Source organism: Bordetella bronchiseptica, from assembly GCF_900636925.1.
Taxonomy (GTDB): domain Bacteria; phylum Pseudomonadota; class Gammaproteobacteria; order Burkholderiales; family Burkholderiaceae_B; genus Bordetella; species Bordetella pertussis.
Genome location: NZ_LR134326.1, coordinates 2938364 through 2952914 on the forward strand (window position 1 = coordinate 2938364; position 14551 = coordinate 2952914).

Sequence of the window (14551 nt, forward strand, 5' to 3'; positions counted from 1 at the left end):
AAGCGCAGATCCGGCGCGCGAGGCGCCGGCAGGCTCAGGGGTGCTCGGCCAGCAACAGGGTGCGCGCAGGCGCGCGCCGTGGCGCCTGCTCCGGCATGCCGATCGCGCGCGCGCCCGCGCCGGGGGTGCGGAATACGCCGATGGCCTCGACCAGCGACCCCGACTCCTGGCCCAGGTGCTCGGCGACGTGGGTCAGTTCGCCCACCATGGAGACGTTCTGCTGCACCACCTCCTCCATGCGGTGCACGGCGGAACTGATCTGCGCCACGCCGGTCGATTGCTCGCCCGAGGCGGTGGAAATCTCGGCCATCAAGGCGGTCACGCGCTCGACCGACTGCACCAGCTCGCGCATCGTCTCGCCCGCCCGGCCCGCCTGGGCCGAGCCGGTGGACATGCGCCCCACCGAATCGTCGATCAGCACTTTGACTTCCTTGGCGGCCTGAGCGGTGCGCTGCGCCAGGCTGCGGACCTCGGCCGCGACGACCGCGAAGCCCTTGCCCTGCTCGCCGGCCCGCGCCGCCTCGACGGCGGCGTTCAGCGCCAGGATATTGGTCTGGAAGGCAATCCCTTCGATCACGGATACGATCTCGGCCATCTTGCGCGAACTCGCGTCCAGCCCCTGCATGGTCGCCACCAGTTCGCCGACCACGGCGCCGCCTTGCGCGGCCACCTCGCTGCTTTCCTGGGTCAGCCGGGCCGCCACCCCGGCGCTTTCGGCGTTGCGGGTGACTGTCTCGGCCAGTTGCTCCACGCTGCTGGCGGTGTCCTGCAGCGCCGCCGACTGCGCCTCGGTGCGCGCGGCCAGGCCCTGGCTGTCCTCGCGCAGGCGCGAGATGGTATGCACATGCTCGGACGTCTTGCCGATGACCTCGGTGGAGATGCCGATCAGGCTCTTGCGCATGATGTCCAGGTAGAAATAGAGATTGCGCATCTCGCCGCCGACGCCCGAGTCCACCTCGTTGACCAGGTTGCCGGCCGCGATCTGGCGCGCCACCTCCTCGGCATTGCGCAGTTGCCTGCCGAACCGGCCGCCCAGCGCCATCGCGGCCAGCACCGCGCCCAGCGCACCCAGCGCATAGGCGCCCCAGCCATACGGCGCGGCCTCCGGCGGCATGGCGCCGATGGCGAAGTAGGTGGGAATGGCCGCCAGGCCGCACATGGCGGCCGCCAGCCGCAGCAAGGCAGGCCGCACGCCCTTGCGCAACGGAAACGCCAGCGCGCGGGCGGCGCGCCGCCAGCCGCGCGGCACGCGTTGACCGTGGCGCAATCCATGGCCGCCCATCCGGCCGCTTTCCACCTGGGCATAGAAGTGCTCGGCGGCCTCGATCTGCGCCTGCGTGGCCTTGACCCGCACCGAGGCATAGCCCGTCACGTTGCCCGCCTCGATCACGGGCATCGCGTTGGCGAGCACCCAGTAGAAGCCGCCGGACTTGTGCCGGTTCTTCACCACCGCCAGCCAGGGCTTGCGCGCCTGCAGCGTGGCCCACATGTCCGCGAACACGTCTTCGGGCATGTCCGGGTGGCGAACGATGTTATGCGGCTGGCCCAGCAGCTCTTCGCGCGAGAATCCGCTGATGGCGATAAAGGCCGGGTTGCAGTAGGTGATGCGCCCCTTCAAGTCCGTCTTGGAAATGAGATACTGGTCATCCTGCAATACGAACTCGTGCCCGGTGACGGGCAAATTCCTGCGCATGGCATCCCCCTCGTGGCGGGTGGTCCGGCACCCGGCTGCTCTTTGTCTGGGCCCAGTGTATCGGCGCCGCCTGGGGCCAATTCGAGGATCAGATGCCACGCATGGCCACTTATCCCGATATCTGCCGCCCGCGCGCGGGAGGATGATGCTTCGTTTTGCCTAGCCGGGCGGCGGCCGGCGCGCCATCGCCAGCAGCTCGTTGAGCGGCATGGGACGCCCGAACAGCCAGCCCTGCGCATAGTCGACCCCATGCTCGCTCAGGAAGCGCTGCTGCCCGGCGGTCTCGACGCCCTCGGCGACCACGCGCAGGCCCAGCGACTTGGCCATTTCGATGATGTGCACCGACACGCTGCTGCTGGGCGCATCGCGCCCGATGGCGTCGACGAAGCGCTTGTCTATCTTCAGGCCATCGACCTCGAACGAGGTGAGATACGCCAGGCTGGAATAGCCGGTGCCGAAGTCGTCGATGGCGACCCGTACCCCCATCTTGCGTATGATCTTGATCGCCGCCACCGCCTCGTCGGAGTGCAGCAGCGCCCGTTCGGTCAGCTCGACCACCACCTGCGACGGCGTCAGCCCCGTGCGCGCGAACATTTCGCTCAGCAGGCGCTCGGCCGCGCCCGAGGCCATGTCGGCCGCCGATACATTGATGCTGATGTAGAGATCGCCCAGGCGGCCGCGCCAGCGCTGCACATCGCTCGACACCAATTCGAATACCCGCTCGGTGATCTTGCCGATCAGCCCCACGCGCTCGGCCTCGTCGATGAACACGTCGGGCGCGATCAGGTCGCCGTTGCGGCGCCTCCAGCGGATCAAGGCTTCCGCCCCCACGCAGCGGCCGGTGCCCACTTCGACCATGGGCTGGTAGACCATGTAGAACTCGTTGCGCCGCAGCCCGGAGCGGATCAGCTGAGGCAGGCTGAACTGCCTGCGCGCCAGGATCACGGCCCCGACCAGCAGGCCCAGCCCGGCCGCCGCGCTCAGCGGCACCAGCAGGATGGCCAGCCGCTGCAAGGCCTCTGCGCCCTGCGAGGAGGCCACCGCGCCCAGCGCCACCAGCCCTTGGGCGGTGGAACGCTGCACCGCAACAACGTATTTGTCGTCGACGAACGCGTTGCTCTCGCGCGCCCGCTTGAACCATGCGCGCGGCAGTTCGCCCCATACGATGGCATCGTCGGGCGTCCCCGAGAACGAGACCGCGGCCATCGCTTGCGGCACCGCGCCACCGAGCTGGTTGGTGCTTTCGCGCTCCATGATGATGGCGTAGCCTTCCTTGGCGAACACCCTGAACGGCGTCTCGGGCGCGGCCGGCAACACGGCCGAGTTCCACACCGAGATACGGTTGCCGGTGGTGAAATCGCTCGGCCCCAGATCGACGCCGGTCACCGTGTCGCCCAGCGAGGAACAGAGCACGCGGCCCTCTTCCACGTAGGCGACGGCGCGCACATCCGGAAAACGCAGCACCTGCTGCTGCATCAGGTAGGTGGAGTAAGGCGCGCAAGGGCTGGAGCCACCGGTGTGCACCAGCTCGCGATGGATGCGCAGCAGGCGGTCGGCGGTCAGGCCGATGCGGCCCAGCAACCGTTGCGCCAGGACCTGGGCCTGCTCGCGCTGTTGCCGCAGCCCGTACTCGCGCACCATGTCCACGGCGAGCAGACTTGGTCCGATCACCGCGCCCAACGCGGCAGCAGTCCATAACCCGGTTAACAAGGCCTTGCGCAAGGGAAAGTACATCGTTTGTCCCAAAGCTGAGTCGCACTGCTGCGCCTGGCATCGCTGACGGCGCCGGTTCGTATTATGCTGATCTTCCCGCCCGCGAACGCGACTGCGCACCGAGGGTATCGCCGTTCCTCGCACGCGTTGCGGCACTGGTGAAGATGCGCTTCGTTTCAAGCGCCCATAACCGTCGTTGATTTGCCAAGAATAGTCAAGATCGATCGGATATCCGGCCTGCCGCCGCGGCGGCCGCGGCCCGGCCATCGATGCGCGCGATCCCGTGGATACGGGGCCTCGCGTCCTGCCCGGGCCATGTCAAGGATGGTGAAGCAATATAGCGCGCGCCGGCGCGGCAGCGCGCGTTAAGATCAGCGCCCGCCTACTAGCAACGGATCGAACCAACAATGCAACTCATAGACTGGACGGATTTCGCCAAGGTCGAACTGCGGGTCGGCCGCATCGTGCAGGCCTTGCCGTTTCCCGAGGCCCGCAAGCCGGCCTATATCCTGCACGTGGACTTCGGCGCCGAGATCGGCGTGAAGAAGTCCAGCGCGCAGGTCACGCACCTCTATCAGCCCGAGACGCTGCTGGGCAGACTGGTGGTCGCCGTGGTCAATTTTCCGAAGAAGCAGATCGGCCCGCTGCAGTCGGAATGCCTGGTCACCGGCTTCCATAACGCGCAGGGCGAAGTCGCGCTGTGCGTGCCCGACCGCGACGTCCCGCTGGGCACCAAGCTGCTCTAGGCCGCCGCGCGCGACGGTTCCGGCTGCCGCGCCATCGTCCATAAGCACGCCCCCCTCGTCCATCGGAATGACGACCAGCCCGCCAGCGCGCGCCCGCGCGCGTGAGCGGCCGGCGCATACCGCCGCCGTGTCCGCGCGCCCTGTCGTGCCTGCGCAACTACGCCTGCGCCCTATCCCCGTGCGGCCGCGATGAGAATATAAGTGTGCTGCGCGGCGCGCTCGACCAGCAAGGCGGTGGCACACATGGAAAGAATCATCGGCAGCATCGAACAGGCCTGCGCCATCGCACGGCGGTGGGCAATCCGTACCGGCAACAAGGAAGCCACGTGCGCGGCCCTCGCGGCCGCCTGGTACGAGGCCCAGGCCGCCAGGCCGCCTACGTCCGCCGCCCTGCTGGCGCATCTGGCCGCGCGCATCCAGGAAAGCCGGCAACGCGTGGCCGTGCCACGGCCCGCGCCCATCCCGCCCGCCGAGGACTGATCCGGCGCCGGCGCGGCCGGACAGGCCCCCGGGGCATGCGCCTGCGCCGCCACGTTGCGCCCCCTCGCCCATGCCGTCGCCATGAGGAACCCACGAGTCAGGCGGCGCTTTGGTTACGAAGGTTCTTTCCGATACCCCGGCAAGCCCGTATACACCCGCCGCGCGATGCCGATAATGGCGCCTCCTGAAAACCATACGCGGCCGGATGGCGTTCCGGCCCGGGAGGAGCACCTGATGCCGGCCAGAGAAATTCAGCTCACACTGATACGTGTCTATATCGGACTGGACTTCACCCATCACTTCGCCGAGAAGTTCGGCTTGCTTGGCGCGCAGGCATACGCCGACGTCCTGCACTATTTCTCTACCGTCACCGCCAACCCGCAGTCCATGCTGCTGCTTGCCGGCCTGTGCGAGTTCGCCGCCTTCATCGGTTTCACATTCGGCCTGTTCACCCGGGTCGCGGCGGCCGGCACGGCGGCGTACCTGGTGATCGCGCTGTTCATCGGCAACCACCAGCACCTCGGCTTCACCTGGGCCAACCCCGGCGGCGGCTGGGAGTTCCCCGCCATGTGGACCTTCATCTGCCTGTCCTTCGTGCTGTCGGGAGGCGGCCGCTGGTCGCTCGACCGCCTGCTGCTGCCGCGCCTGCCTGCCGCCTTGCGCTGGCTGTCGCGCTGACACGGCGCGACGCGCCCGGGCCACGCGCCCTCATCTGGCCCCTTTTCGGTTCGCGGAGAGGGGCCGCTTTGCGTTATGCTCGCCGGCTGCCTGGAATTCTCGAAGGGCGCCCGGGCCACAAGCCAGGCGCGCGCCCATGACGCAAAGGAAACACAATGGCTCCACCGGACCACGTCGTCCCCAGCCCGGCGAACGGCCACCGCCATGACGCCCGGCCCGCCACGCGCCTGCCCGAACCGACGAGCCTGCGCCGCACCCTGTCGGCGCGCCACCTGACCATGATCGCGGTCGGCGGCTCGATCGGCACCGGCCTGTTCGTCGCCTCGGGCGCCACCATCGCCCAGGCCGGCCCGGGCGGCGCCCTGCTGGCCTACTTGCTGGTCGGCATCATGGTGTACTTCCTGATGACCAGCCTGGGCGAACTGGCGGCCAGCATGCCGGTGGCGGGCTCGTTCTCCACCTACGGCGCCAAGTATGTCGACGAAGGCTTCGGCTTCGCGCTGGGCTGGAACTATTGGTACAACTGGGCCGTGACCGTCGCGGTGGACCTGGTTGCCGCGCAGCTGGTCATGGCCTATTGGTTTCCCGAAATGCCCGGCGTGCTCTGGAGCGCCGCCTTCCTGGCGCTGATCGTCGGGCTGAACGCCCTGTCGGCGCGCGGCTTCGGCGAGGCCGAGTTCTGGTTCGCGCTGATCAAGGTGATCGCGGTGCTGGCGTTCATTGCCATGGGCGTGCTGATGCTGCTGGGCATCATCCGCGGCGGCGAGCACGGCGGCCTGGCCTACTGGACCCTGGACGACGCGCCATTCGCCGGCGGATTCGCCGCGCTGATCGGCGTGGCCATGGTAGTGGGCTTTTCGTTCCAGGGCACCGAGCTGATCGGCATCGCCGCCGGCGAATCCAAGGACCCGGCCCGCAACCTGCCGCGCGCCGTGCGCCAGGTGTTCTGGCGCATCCTGCTCTTCTACGTGCTGGCCATCGCCGTCATCGGCCTGCTGATTCCCTATACCGATCCGCAATTGCTGCGCAACGAGGTGTCCGACGTCAGCGTCAGCCCGTTTGCGCTGATCTTCGAGCGCGCCGGCCTGCTGGCGGCCGCCTCCATCATGAATGCGGTGGTGCTGACGTCGGTGCTGTCGGCAGGCAATTCCGGCATGTACGCCGCCACCCGCATGCTGTACAGCCTGGCCCGCGACGGCAAGGCGCCGGCGCGCTTCGGCCGCCTGTCGCGCAGCGGCGTGCCCCTGTGGGCGCTGCTGGCCACCACCGCGGTCGCCGCGCTGTGTTTTCTGTCGTTCCTGTTCAGCCCCAAGGCGGTGTACATCTGGCTGCTGAACACCTCGGGCATGACCGGATTCATCGCCTGGCTGGGCATCGCCATCAGCCACTACCGGTTTCGCCGCGGCTATGTCGCCCAGGGCAACAACCTGGCTGACCTGCCGTATGTCTCGCCCTTCTTCCCGTTCGGCCCGCTGTTCGCGTTCGTCCTGTGCCTGGTCATCACGCTGGGCCAGAACTACCACGCCTTCCTGCAGGACCGCATCGACTGGACCGGCGCGGCCGCCACCTATGTCGGCATTCCGCTGTTCCTGGCGATCTGGGCGGGCTATCGCCTGGTGCGCGGCTCGCGCTTCGTGCGCTACCGCGACATGCAGTTCCCCGACCTGCGCATGCGCAACCGCGAGTTGAACGCCATGCTCAGCGGCGACTGCGCCGAGCCCCGCCGCTAGGCCGCGCGGGCCGCCCGGCGGGCCCGCGCCGGCCTGGCGCTAGCGCTTGCCGCCAGGCGCCATCTCCTGCTCGACCACCATGTCCAGCACATACACCGTGGACGGCGCGTCGGCGGGCGGGTTCTTCCATTCGTAGCGCTTGGTGCGCAGCACCGTGCGCACCCCGTCGCGGTGCTCGTAGCCCTGCACCGACTGGTACAGCGGATGCCAGTCGTCCTGCGCGGGCAGTTGCAGGCCCGCCGCATCGTAGCGGCGCTCGCGCACCTGCAGGCAGCGATGCTGGGGGATCATGGGATGGCTGCACTGCACGCGCTGCGCGGCCACCTCCAGGAACACGGTCTCGCCCTTGCTGCCGTACAGGGTCTCGGGCGTGGGCTCGCCGTCGAAGCTGAGCGTATCGCCGTTGTCCGCCACCAGCACCAGCCGGGGCTGCCCGGCCTGCTCGCCCAGGGTCGCGCGCAGGCTGCCCTTCAGGCGTTCGCCAACCGCGGCATCGAGCGCCATCAAGCCGGCCTCGCATGCCTTCATCGTGGCGGCCAGGTTGGCGATCTCGAGCCGGCCCTTGCCGTACGTGTAGCCGCCGAACTGCGCGTTGCAGCCACCGCTGATGTTGATGGCGCGCTCGGAGAAGGCCAGGCGCAGCGGCCGCTCCAGGCCGATCTGCAGCGGCGCGATGGGCTGGCCCTGCCGGTCGACCGCCGCGGCCAGCCGCCAGGTGTGCGTGGTCAGCGTGGCCGGCTGGGCGGCCGCCGTGGATGAGCGGGCAGGCATCGTGGCTGGATCTCCGGATGCGGTTGGGGACGACGAGCAGGCTTGCAGCAGCACTGCCAACGCGGATAGGGCAAGAATACGCTTCATGGCTTCCGGATCGTGAACATGGGGACAGCCCGTGGCACACGGGCTGTGGACGCGACTGATTCTACCCGGGGGCCTGACCCGCACTTGTCACACGATCTTTCATTGCGTGTCGCGGTGAGCAGGCGGCCCGCCGTCGCGGGCCCCGTTTGCGGCTATGCTAGGCGCATGAGCCGGTTCCGATCGACATTCTGGCGTTGCGCCTTCGTCCTTGCCTTCCTCGCCTCCGCGCTGGTGGCGGGCTGGCTGCGCCAGGCGGCCCCGTCCTGGGGCCACGCCCTGCTCTACGGCGCGATGGTGGGCGGCATCGTCCTGTGCCTGGCGCTACTGTTCGACGACCTGGCGTGGTGGGGCACGCGCCTGGTCCAGGCCCTCAAGCGCATGCGCCCCTAGACGCTGCGCCCGCCCCATTGGCTAGTCCACCCGTATCTGCGCCGCCCGCACGATCTCGCCATAGCGTTGCAGATCGGCCTGGATTTCCTGCCCGAACTCGGCCGGCGTGTTGCCCGAGGCGGAAATGCCCAGCGCGGCGAGGCGCTCGCGCGTCTGCGGCTCGCTGACCACCGCGTGCAGTTCGCGCTGCAGCTTGTCGACGATGGGCTGCGGCGTACCCTTGGGCGCCAGGATGCCGATCCAGGAACTGGACTCGAACCCCGGCGCGCCGGACTCGGCCACGGTCGGCACGTCGGGCAGCGAGGCCAGGCGCTGCCGGCTCGATACCGCGATGGCCTGGACCTGGCCTTTCTGGATGAACGGGTACGCCCCGGCCACGGCCGTGTACAGCATGGGCAGCGTGCCGCCGACCAGGTCGGCCATGGCCTGCCCGCCGCCCTTGTAGGGCACGTGGACGAAATTGGCGCCGGTGCGCATCTTCAGCAGCTCGCCGGCCAGGTGCGGCGTGCTGCCGATGCCGGCGCTGCCGTACGACACGCCGGCCGGCAGCGACTTGGAATAGGCCAGCAGGTCCTGCAGGTTCTTCGCCGGCACCTTGGGGTTGGTGACGATGATGAGCACGGCGTCGCCGATCTTGCTGACCGGCGCGAAGTCCTGCACCGGGTCGAACGGCAGGTCGCGGTAGATGTGCGGATTGATGACCAGCGTGCCGTCGAACCCGACCACCAGCGTATAGCCGTCGGGCGCGGCGCGCGCCGCCATCTGCGTGCCGATGTTGCCCGATGCGCCCGGCCGGTTGTCCACCACCACCTGTTGTCCCAGGCGCTGGCCCAGCTTGTCGGCCACCACGCGCGCGCCGGTGTCCGTGACCCCGCCGGGCGCGAACGGCACGATGAGCCTGATCGGCTTGTCCGGATAGGCTTCGGCGCCGGCCGCGGCGCTCCAGCCCCATGCCGCGCACAGCATTGCCGCGCCGGCTACGCGCCCCAAGCTCCACCTGCCTGCAGATTTCCCTAGCATCGATGTCTCCCTTTATGGTTGTTGGACTCGAACCGCACTGCCTGCCTGGCGCCGCAGCCACGCCATCGAGCGCCCGCCCAGCGGACGCTGCAATTGCGCCTGTGCGGCATCGACCGCGCGCAGCAGGCCGTCGAGCGAAATCCCCGACGCAAAGCCGCTGCGCTCGGCCATCAGCACCAGATCCTCGGTGGCCAGGTTGCCCGCCGCGCCCGGCGCGAACGGGCAGCCGCCGATACCGCCCACGCTGGCGTCGAAACGGCGTACGCCCGCCTCCAGGGCCGCCCACGCATTGGCCACGCCCATGCCGCGGGTGTCGTGAAAATGCACCGCCAGCCGCTCCAGCGGCGCCACGTCGCGCAGGGCGCGCAGGCGCGTCTTGACCTCGCCCGGCGCAGCCGACCCGATGGTGTCGGCGATCACGATCTCGTCGGCGCCGGCCGCGTACATGGCGGCGGCCAGGCGCAGCACATCGGCCAGCGGCGTCGCGCCCTCGAACGGGCAGTCGAACGCCACCGCCACATAGGCGCGCGTGCGCAAGCCGGCGCCGCGCGCCGCGGCCAGCGTCTGCTCGCTCACGCTGACTGCCTGCGCCAGGCCCATGTTGATGTTCTTGCGATTCATGGTTTCGGTGGCCGACAGCACCACGGCGATCTCGCGCGCCCCGGCGGCCAGCGCACGCTCCAGGCCCTTGAGATTGGGCACCAGCACCGAGGTGCGCAGGTCCGGCAGCGCCGCGTGGACCTGTGCCACCAGTTCGGCCGCATCGGCCATTTGCGGCACGGCGCGCGGCGACACGAAACTGGTTGCCTCGACGCTGCGCACGCCCGCCTCGGCCAGCAGACGGATCAGGCGCAGTTTCTCCTGCGTGGGCACCTGTGCCGGTTGATTCTGCAGCCCGTCGCGAGGCGAGACGTCGGTGATGTGGATGCGCTCCTGCATGGCCTCACCCGATCGCGCCGGCGGCACGCAGGCGCTCCAGTTGCGCGGGACCATAGCCGGCCAGCTCGGCCAGCACGGCTTCGGTATGCTCGCCCAGCGCGGGCGGGCAGGTAAAGGCGCGCGGCGCGGCCGCCGACAGCTTGACCGGGTTGCCCGGCATGCCGAGCCGCTCGCCGCTCTTGAGCGGCACCTCGACCACCATGTCGCGCGCGCGCACCTGCGCGTCGTTGAGCGCCTGCGCAAAATCGTTGACCGGGCCGCACGGAATGCGCGCCGCGCCCAGCCGCTCCAGCCAGTACGCCGTCGGCCTGGCCTGCAGCGCCGCGCCGACGATGGCGTCGATCCGCGCCTTGGCCGCGAAGCGCGCCGGCTGCTGGCGGTAGGCGGGATCGCGCAGTTCGGGCAGGTCGATGCACTCGACGAAGCGCTCGAAGAAGGCGTCGCCGATGCAGGCGATGATGATGTGCCCATCGGAGGTGGGATAGGTGTTGTACGGCACGTGCACGAAGTGGCCGTTGCCGATGCCCGCCGGCACCTGTCCCGACATGAGGTACATGGTCGCCATGTAGTTGAGCATCGAGATCTGCGCGTCCAGCATCGAGACATCCACATGCTGTCCGCGCCCGGTGCGCTCGCGCTCGGCCAGCGCCGCCAGCACGCCCATGGCGCCGAACAGGCCGCCGCCCAGGTCGCCGATGGGGATGCCGCTGCGCATCGGTCCCGTCTCGGGCGTTCCGGTGATGGACATGCCGCCGCCCATGCCCTGGACCACCTGGTCGAACGCGGGACGCTGCGTCTGCGGTCCGGTCTGCCCGAAGCCGGTCACCGAACAGGTGATGATGCGCGGGTTGACCCGCGCCAGCGACGCATGATCGATGCCCAGGCGCTGCGTCACGCCCACGCCGAAGTTGTCGAACACCACGTCGGCCTGGCGCACCAGGTCCAGGAAGACCGCCTTGCCGGCCTCGCTCTTGAGGTCCACGCAGACGCTTTGCTTGTTGCGGTTCAGCGTCAGGTAGTAGGCGCCCATGCCGTCGCGCGAATAATCGGGATCGTGCTCGAGCAGGCGGCGGGTGCCCTCGCCGGCGCCGGGCGGCTCCACCTTGATGGTGCGCGCGCCCAGGTCGGCAAGCAGCATCGTGCCGTAGGGGCCGGAAAGCATGTGGGTCAGGTCCAGCACGGTAATGTGTTGCAGCGCCAAGGTTTCAGTCTCCATCATGTGCAATGCGATACCTACCCATACGCAAATGCCGTGCCAGCTTGCGCCACGACGGCAAGTCATTGATTCCTATGCGCTTACTGCCATGCCGCACGCATCGAGACGTTTCATGCAACACTCGTGAAACCTTTATCTGTTCCAGTGAAACACGCCATGCCCGCGCTTTCCGCCGCGCAGCCCCTGCCGCGCCTGTGCTTCGTCAGCTACCGCCAGATCCGCGAATTCGCCGCCCCGGTGATCGCCGAATACCGCAACCGGGCCGCCATCGACGTAGTGGACGGCACCTTCGCCGATGCCCTGGCGGTCGCGCGCGACCGCATCGAGCGCAATGCGGTCGACGCCTTCATCAGCGCGGGCGCCAACGCCAGCATCCTGCGCGCCAACCTGCAGGCCCCGGTGGCCACCATCCAGCTGGGCGGCTTCGATCTGCTGCAGGCCCTCATCCGGGCGCGGCGCATCGCCAGCCGGGTCGGGGTGGTCATGTACGGCCAGACGCTGCCCGAGCTCGATGCCGTCAAGGAGCTGCTCAATATCGAGATCACCCAGTACGCCTACCAGACGCCATATCACGCCCGCCAGGGCTTCGAACAGCTGCGGCGCGACGGCTTCCAGGTGATCGTGGGCTCCAGCCTGGTGGTCGAGCTGGCCGAGGAAGCGGGCCTGCGCGGCATCCTCGCCTATTCGCTGGCGAGCATACGCCAGGGGTTCGAGGACGCCATCGAGCTGGCGCGCGTGGCGCGCCTGGAGGCCGGCCGCTACGAGCAGCTCAATGGCGTGCTGCACAACCTGCAGGAGGCGGTGCTGGCGGTCGACCGCGACCACCGCATCATCGCCGTCAATCCGCCCATGCGCGAGCTGCTGGGCATGCCCAACCGCACGCTGCTGGGGCAGCGCCTGGATGCCGTCGAACCCGAGCTGTCGCTGCAGCCCACGCTGGACTCGGGCCGGGCCGAGCGCGCCGCCGTGCAGCGCTACGCCAGGCGCGACTGGATCGCCAATCGCACGCCCATTCTCGAGTACGGCAAGCTGGTCGGCGCCGCCCTGACCCTGTATGACGCGCACCGCATCCAGGAGGCCGACAGCAGCTTGCGCATGCAGCAACGCCGTCGCCAGAGCGCGGCCCGCCACCGCTTCGACACCCTGCTCGGGCAAAGCCCCGCGTTCATGCGCGCCGTCGACACCGCGCGCCGCTACGCCGGCACCGACCTGCGCGTGCTGATCCAGGGCGAAAGCGGCGTCGGCAAGGAGCTGTTCGCCCAGTCGATCCACAACGCCAGCGCGCGCGCCCACCGCCCCTTCGTCGCCATCAATTGCGCGTCGCTGCCCGAAACCCTGCTCGAGAGCGAACTGTTCGGCTACGAGGACGGCGCCTTCACCGGGTCGCGCCGCGACGGCAAGCGCGGCCTGATCGAGGCCGCGCATACGGGCACGCTGTTTCTCGATGAGATCGGCGACATGCCGCTGTCGCTGCAGACGCGCCTGCTGCGCGTGCTGCAGGAAGGCGAAATCACGCGCCTGGGCGCCACCACGCCGGTGCCGGTGGACGTGCGCGTGCTGGCCGCCACCCATCAGCCGCTGCAGGAGCTGGTGGCCCAGCGACGCTTCCGCCAGGATCTGTACTACCGCATCAACGCCCTGCGGCTGCCGCTGCCGCCCTTGCGCGAGCGCGGCGCCGACATCGCCTTGCTGGCGACCCGCCTGGTTGCGCGCTGCCTGGACCGGCTGGGCTCGCCCCTGGACGCCGAGGCCGCGCTCGCCGCCCTGCTGCCGCGGCTGGCCGCCTATCCCTGGCCGGGCAACGTGCGCGAGCTGGAGAACCTGTGCGAGCGGATCGCGGTGTTCCTGCTGCAGTTCGACGACGCCGAGGCGATCCGCCATGACGCCTTGCGCCACGAATGCCCCGAGCTGTTCGAGCACCCCGCCGCCATGGACGCGCCGCGTCCGGAGCGCATCGCACAGGCCCTGCGCCAGGCCGATGGCAATCGCGCACAGGCCGCCGCGCAGCTGGGCGTGAGCCGCTCGACGCTGTGGCGCTGGCTCAGGCAGATCGACGCCGCCGACGATGGCGCGCGCGCGACTTGAGCCGCCCCCCTGCCTGTACACTGCCAGGGTCGGACCCGGGCCGGTACGGCGCATCGCCGCCGGCCGGCCTTCCAACCCGGCGCGCCATGGCGGCGCGCCACCGCATCGGCAGGAGACACGCGCGTGATCATCGAATACCTGCAACTGGTCGGCCTCGGCCTGGTCACCATGCTGCCCGTGGCCAACCCGCTGACCAGCACCACGCTGCTGCTGGCGCTGGGCAGCGGCTTCACGCGCGACGAGCGCAACCGCCAGATCGGCCGCGCCACCGTATATGTGGCCGCCATCATCCTGGCCTCGTTCTATGCCGGCAACGCCATCATCAGCAGCTTCGGCATTTCCATTCCCGGCCTGCGCATCGCCGGCGGACTGATCGTCGCCTACATCGGCTTCACCATGCTGTTCCCGGCCACCTCGCAGAACGAGGCGCAGGCGCAAGTCGAGATGGCGCCGGACGACCCGCACATCCAGGTCCCGGGCGCCGCGCACACCGGCCCGCGCCCGCGCGACATCTCGTTCGTGCCGCTGGCGCTGCCGGGCACCGCCGGCCCCGGCACGATCGCCCTGATCATCAGCTCCGCCTCGACCCTGCACAGCCATGGCGGCATCACCCTCATCCACCATTTCGCCGTCATCACCGTCACGCTCCTGCTGGCGCTGCTGTTCTGGGCCTGCCTGCGCAGCGCCGAGCGGGTCATGCGCATGCTGGGCCAGTCCGGCATCGACGCCATCTCGCGCGTCATGGGCTTTCTGCTCATCTGCATGGGCGTGCAATTCATCATCGACGGCGTGTTCGAGCTGATCCGCCATCCGCCCGGCGCCTGAGCCGGCGCCCGCCTGGCCCGCCGTGCTATCGTGGCCCGATGAACTCGGGCGCATGGCTGGCAATCGGCGTGGCGATCGGTGTGGCCATCGGCGTGGCGATGGACAACATTGCCGCCGGCATAGGCATCGGCATCGCGATCGGCATTGCCCTCAAACTGGCGAGCCGGTGACGCGGCGC

The 14551-nt window shown here is 69.4% G+C and carries 14 protein-coding genes; 8 read left to right on the plus strand and 6 right to left on the minus strand.

Annotation, left to right across the window (positions count from 1 at the left end):
- Window positions 1–34: 34 nt before the first annotated feature.
- Together EL288_RS13660 and EL288_RS13665 are read right to left on the minus strand one after the other, a co-directional pair.
- Window positions 35–1693, minus strand: a complete 1659-nt coding sequence (locus EL288_RS13660) for a methyl-accepting chemotaxis protein (protein WP_003810818.1) — start codon at window positions 1691–1693, stop codon at window positions 35–37.
- A gap of 159 nt (window positions 1694–1852) precedes the next feature.
- Window positions 1853–3364, minus strand: a complete 1512-nt coding sequence (locus EL288_RS13665) for an EAL domain-containing protein (RefSeq protein ID WP_225665774.1) — start codon at window positions 3362–3364, stop codon at window positions 1853–1855.
- A 449-nt stretch (window positions 3365–3813) separates the two neighbouring features.
- On the opposite strand from EL288_RS13665, the gene EL288_RS13670 reads away from it, so the two are divergent.
- From EL288_RS13670 to EL288_RS13685, 4 genes are all read left to right on the plus strand, one after another.
- Window positions 3814–4152, plus strand: coding sequence for a tRNA-binding protein (locus EL288_RS13670; RefSeq protein ID WP_003810814.1), 339 nt, complete (start codon window positions 3814–3816; stop codon window positions 4150–4152).
- A 243-nt stretch (window positions 4153–4395) separates the two neighbouring features.
- Window positions 4396–4632 (plus strand): hypothetical protein, encoded by a 237-nt coding sequence (locus tag EL288_RS13675; RefSeq protein ID WP_223851083.1) that lies wholly within the window; start codon window positions 4396–4398, stop codon window positions 4630–4632.
- A gap of 234 nt (window positions 4633–4866) precedes the next feature.
- The gene (locus tag EL288_RS13680; RefSeq protein WP_033458753.1) at window positions 4867–5310 is read left to right on the plus strand and encodes a DoxX family protein; all 444 of its coding nucleotides are present in this window, start codon (window positions 4867–4869) and stop codon (window positions 5308–5310) included.
- Window positions 5311–5465: 155 nt separating this feature from the next.
- Window positions 5466–7040, plus strand: coding sequence for an amino acid permease (locus EL288_RS13685; RefSeq protein WP_003810809.1), 1575 nt, complete (start codon window positions 5466–5468; stop codon window positions 7038–7040).
- Between the two features lie 39 nt (window positions 7041–7079).
- Here EL288_RS13685 and EL288_RS13690 read toward each other — a convergent pair whose 3' ends face one another.
- Window positions 7080–7811 carry an META and DUF4377 domain-containing protein gene (locus EL288_RS13690; RefSeq protein WP_003810807.1) on the minus strand — a complete coding sequence of 244 codons (732 nt, stop codon included), beginning with the start codon at window positions 7809–7811 and terminating at the stop codon, window positions 7080–7082.
- 252 nt (window positions 7812–8063) lie between these two features.
- Between EL288_RS13690 and EL288_RS13695 the strand changes: the two genes are divergently transcribed.
- Window positions 8064–8288: a hypothetical protein gene (locus tag EL288_RS13695; protein ID WP_003810805.1), complete on the plus strand. Its 225-nt coding sequence runs from the start codon at window positions 8064–8066 to the stop codon at window positions 8286–8288.
- Window positions 8289–8309: 21 nt separating this feature from the next.
- On the opposite strand, the gene EL288_RS13700 is transcribed toward EL288_RS13695, so the two are convergent.
- The 3 genes from EL288_RS13700 to EL288_RS13710 are packed head-to-tail and all read right to left on the minus strand — an operon-like array spanning window position 8310 to window position 11448.
- Window positions 8310–9308, minus strand: a complete 999-nt coding sequence (locus tag EL288_RS13700) for a Bug family tripartite tricarboxylate transporter substrate binding protein (protein ID WP_003810803.1) — start codon at window positions 9306–9308, stop codon at window positions 8310–8312.
- 12 nt (window positions 9309–9320) lie between these two features.
- Complete coding sequence (locus EL288_RS13705) at window positions 9321–10247, minus strand: hydroxymethylglutaryl-CoA lyase (RefSeq protein ID WP_003810801.1); 927 nt, start codon at window positions 10245–10247, stop codon at window positions 9321–9323.
- A 4-nt stretch (window positions 10248–10251) separates the two neighbouring features.
- Entirely contained in the window at window positions 10252–11448 is a 1197-nt protein-coding gene (locus EL288_RS13710) for a CaiB/BaiF CoA transferase family protein (protein ID WP_003810799.1), read from the minus strand.
- A gap of 171 nt (window positions 11449–11619) precedes the next feature.
- Here EL288_RS13710 and prpR point away from each other — a divergent pair, with 171 nt between their 5' ends.
- The 3 genes from prpR to EL288_RS24540 all read left to right on the plus strand — a co-directional run bounded on the left by prpR (window position 11620) and on the right by EL288_RS24540 (window position 14543).
- On the plus strand, window positions 11620–13548 hold the full coding sequence (gene prpR / locus EL288_RS13715) for a propionate catabolism operon regulatory protein PrpR (protein WP_003810797.1): 1929 nt from the start codon (window positions 11620–11622) through the stop codon (window positions 13546–13548).
- Window positions 13549–13671: 123 nt separating this feature from the next.
- Window positions 13672–14373, plus strand: a complete 702-nt coding sequence (locus tag EL288_RS13720; RefSeq protein WP_003810795.1) for a MarC family NAAT transporter — start codon at window positions 13672–13674, stop codon at window positions 14371–14373.
- Window positions 14374–14411: 38 nt separating this feature from the next.
- Window positions 14412–14543, plus strand: a complete 132-nt coding sequence (locus EL288_RS24540; protein ID WP_255288037.1) for a hypothetical protein — start codon at window positions 14412–14414, stop codon at window positions 14541–14543.
- Window positions 14544–14551: the final 8 nt, after the last annotated feature.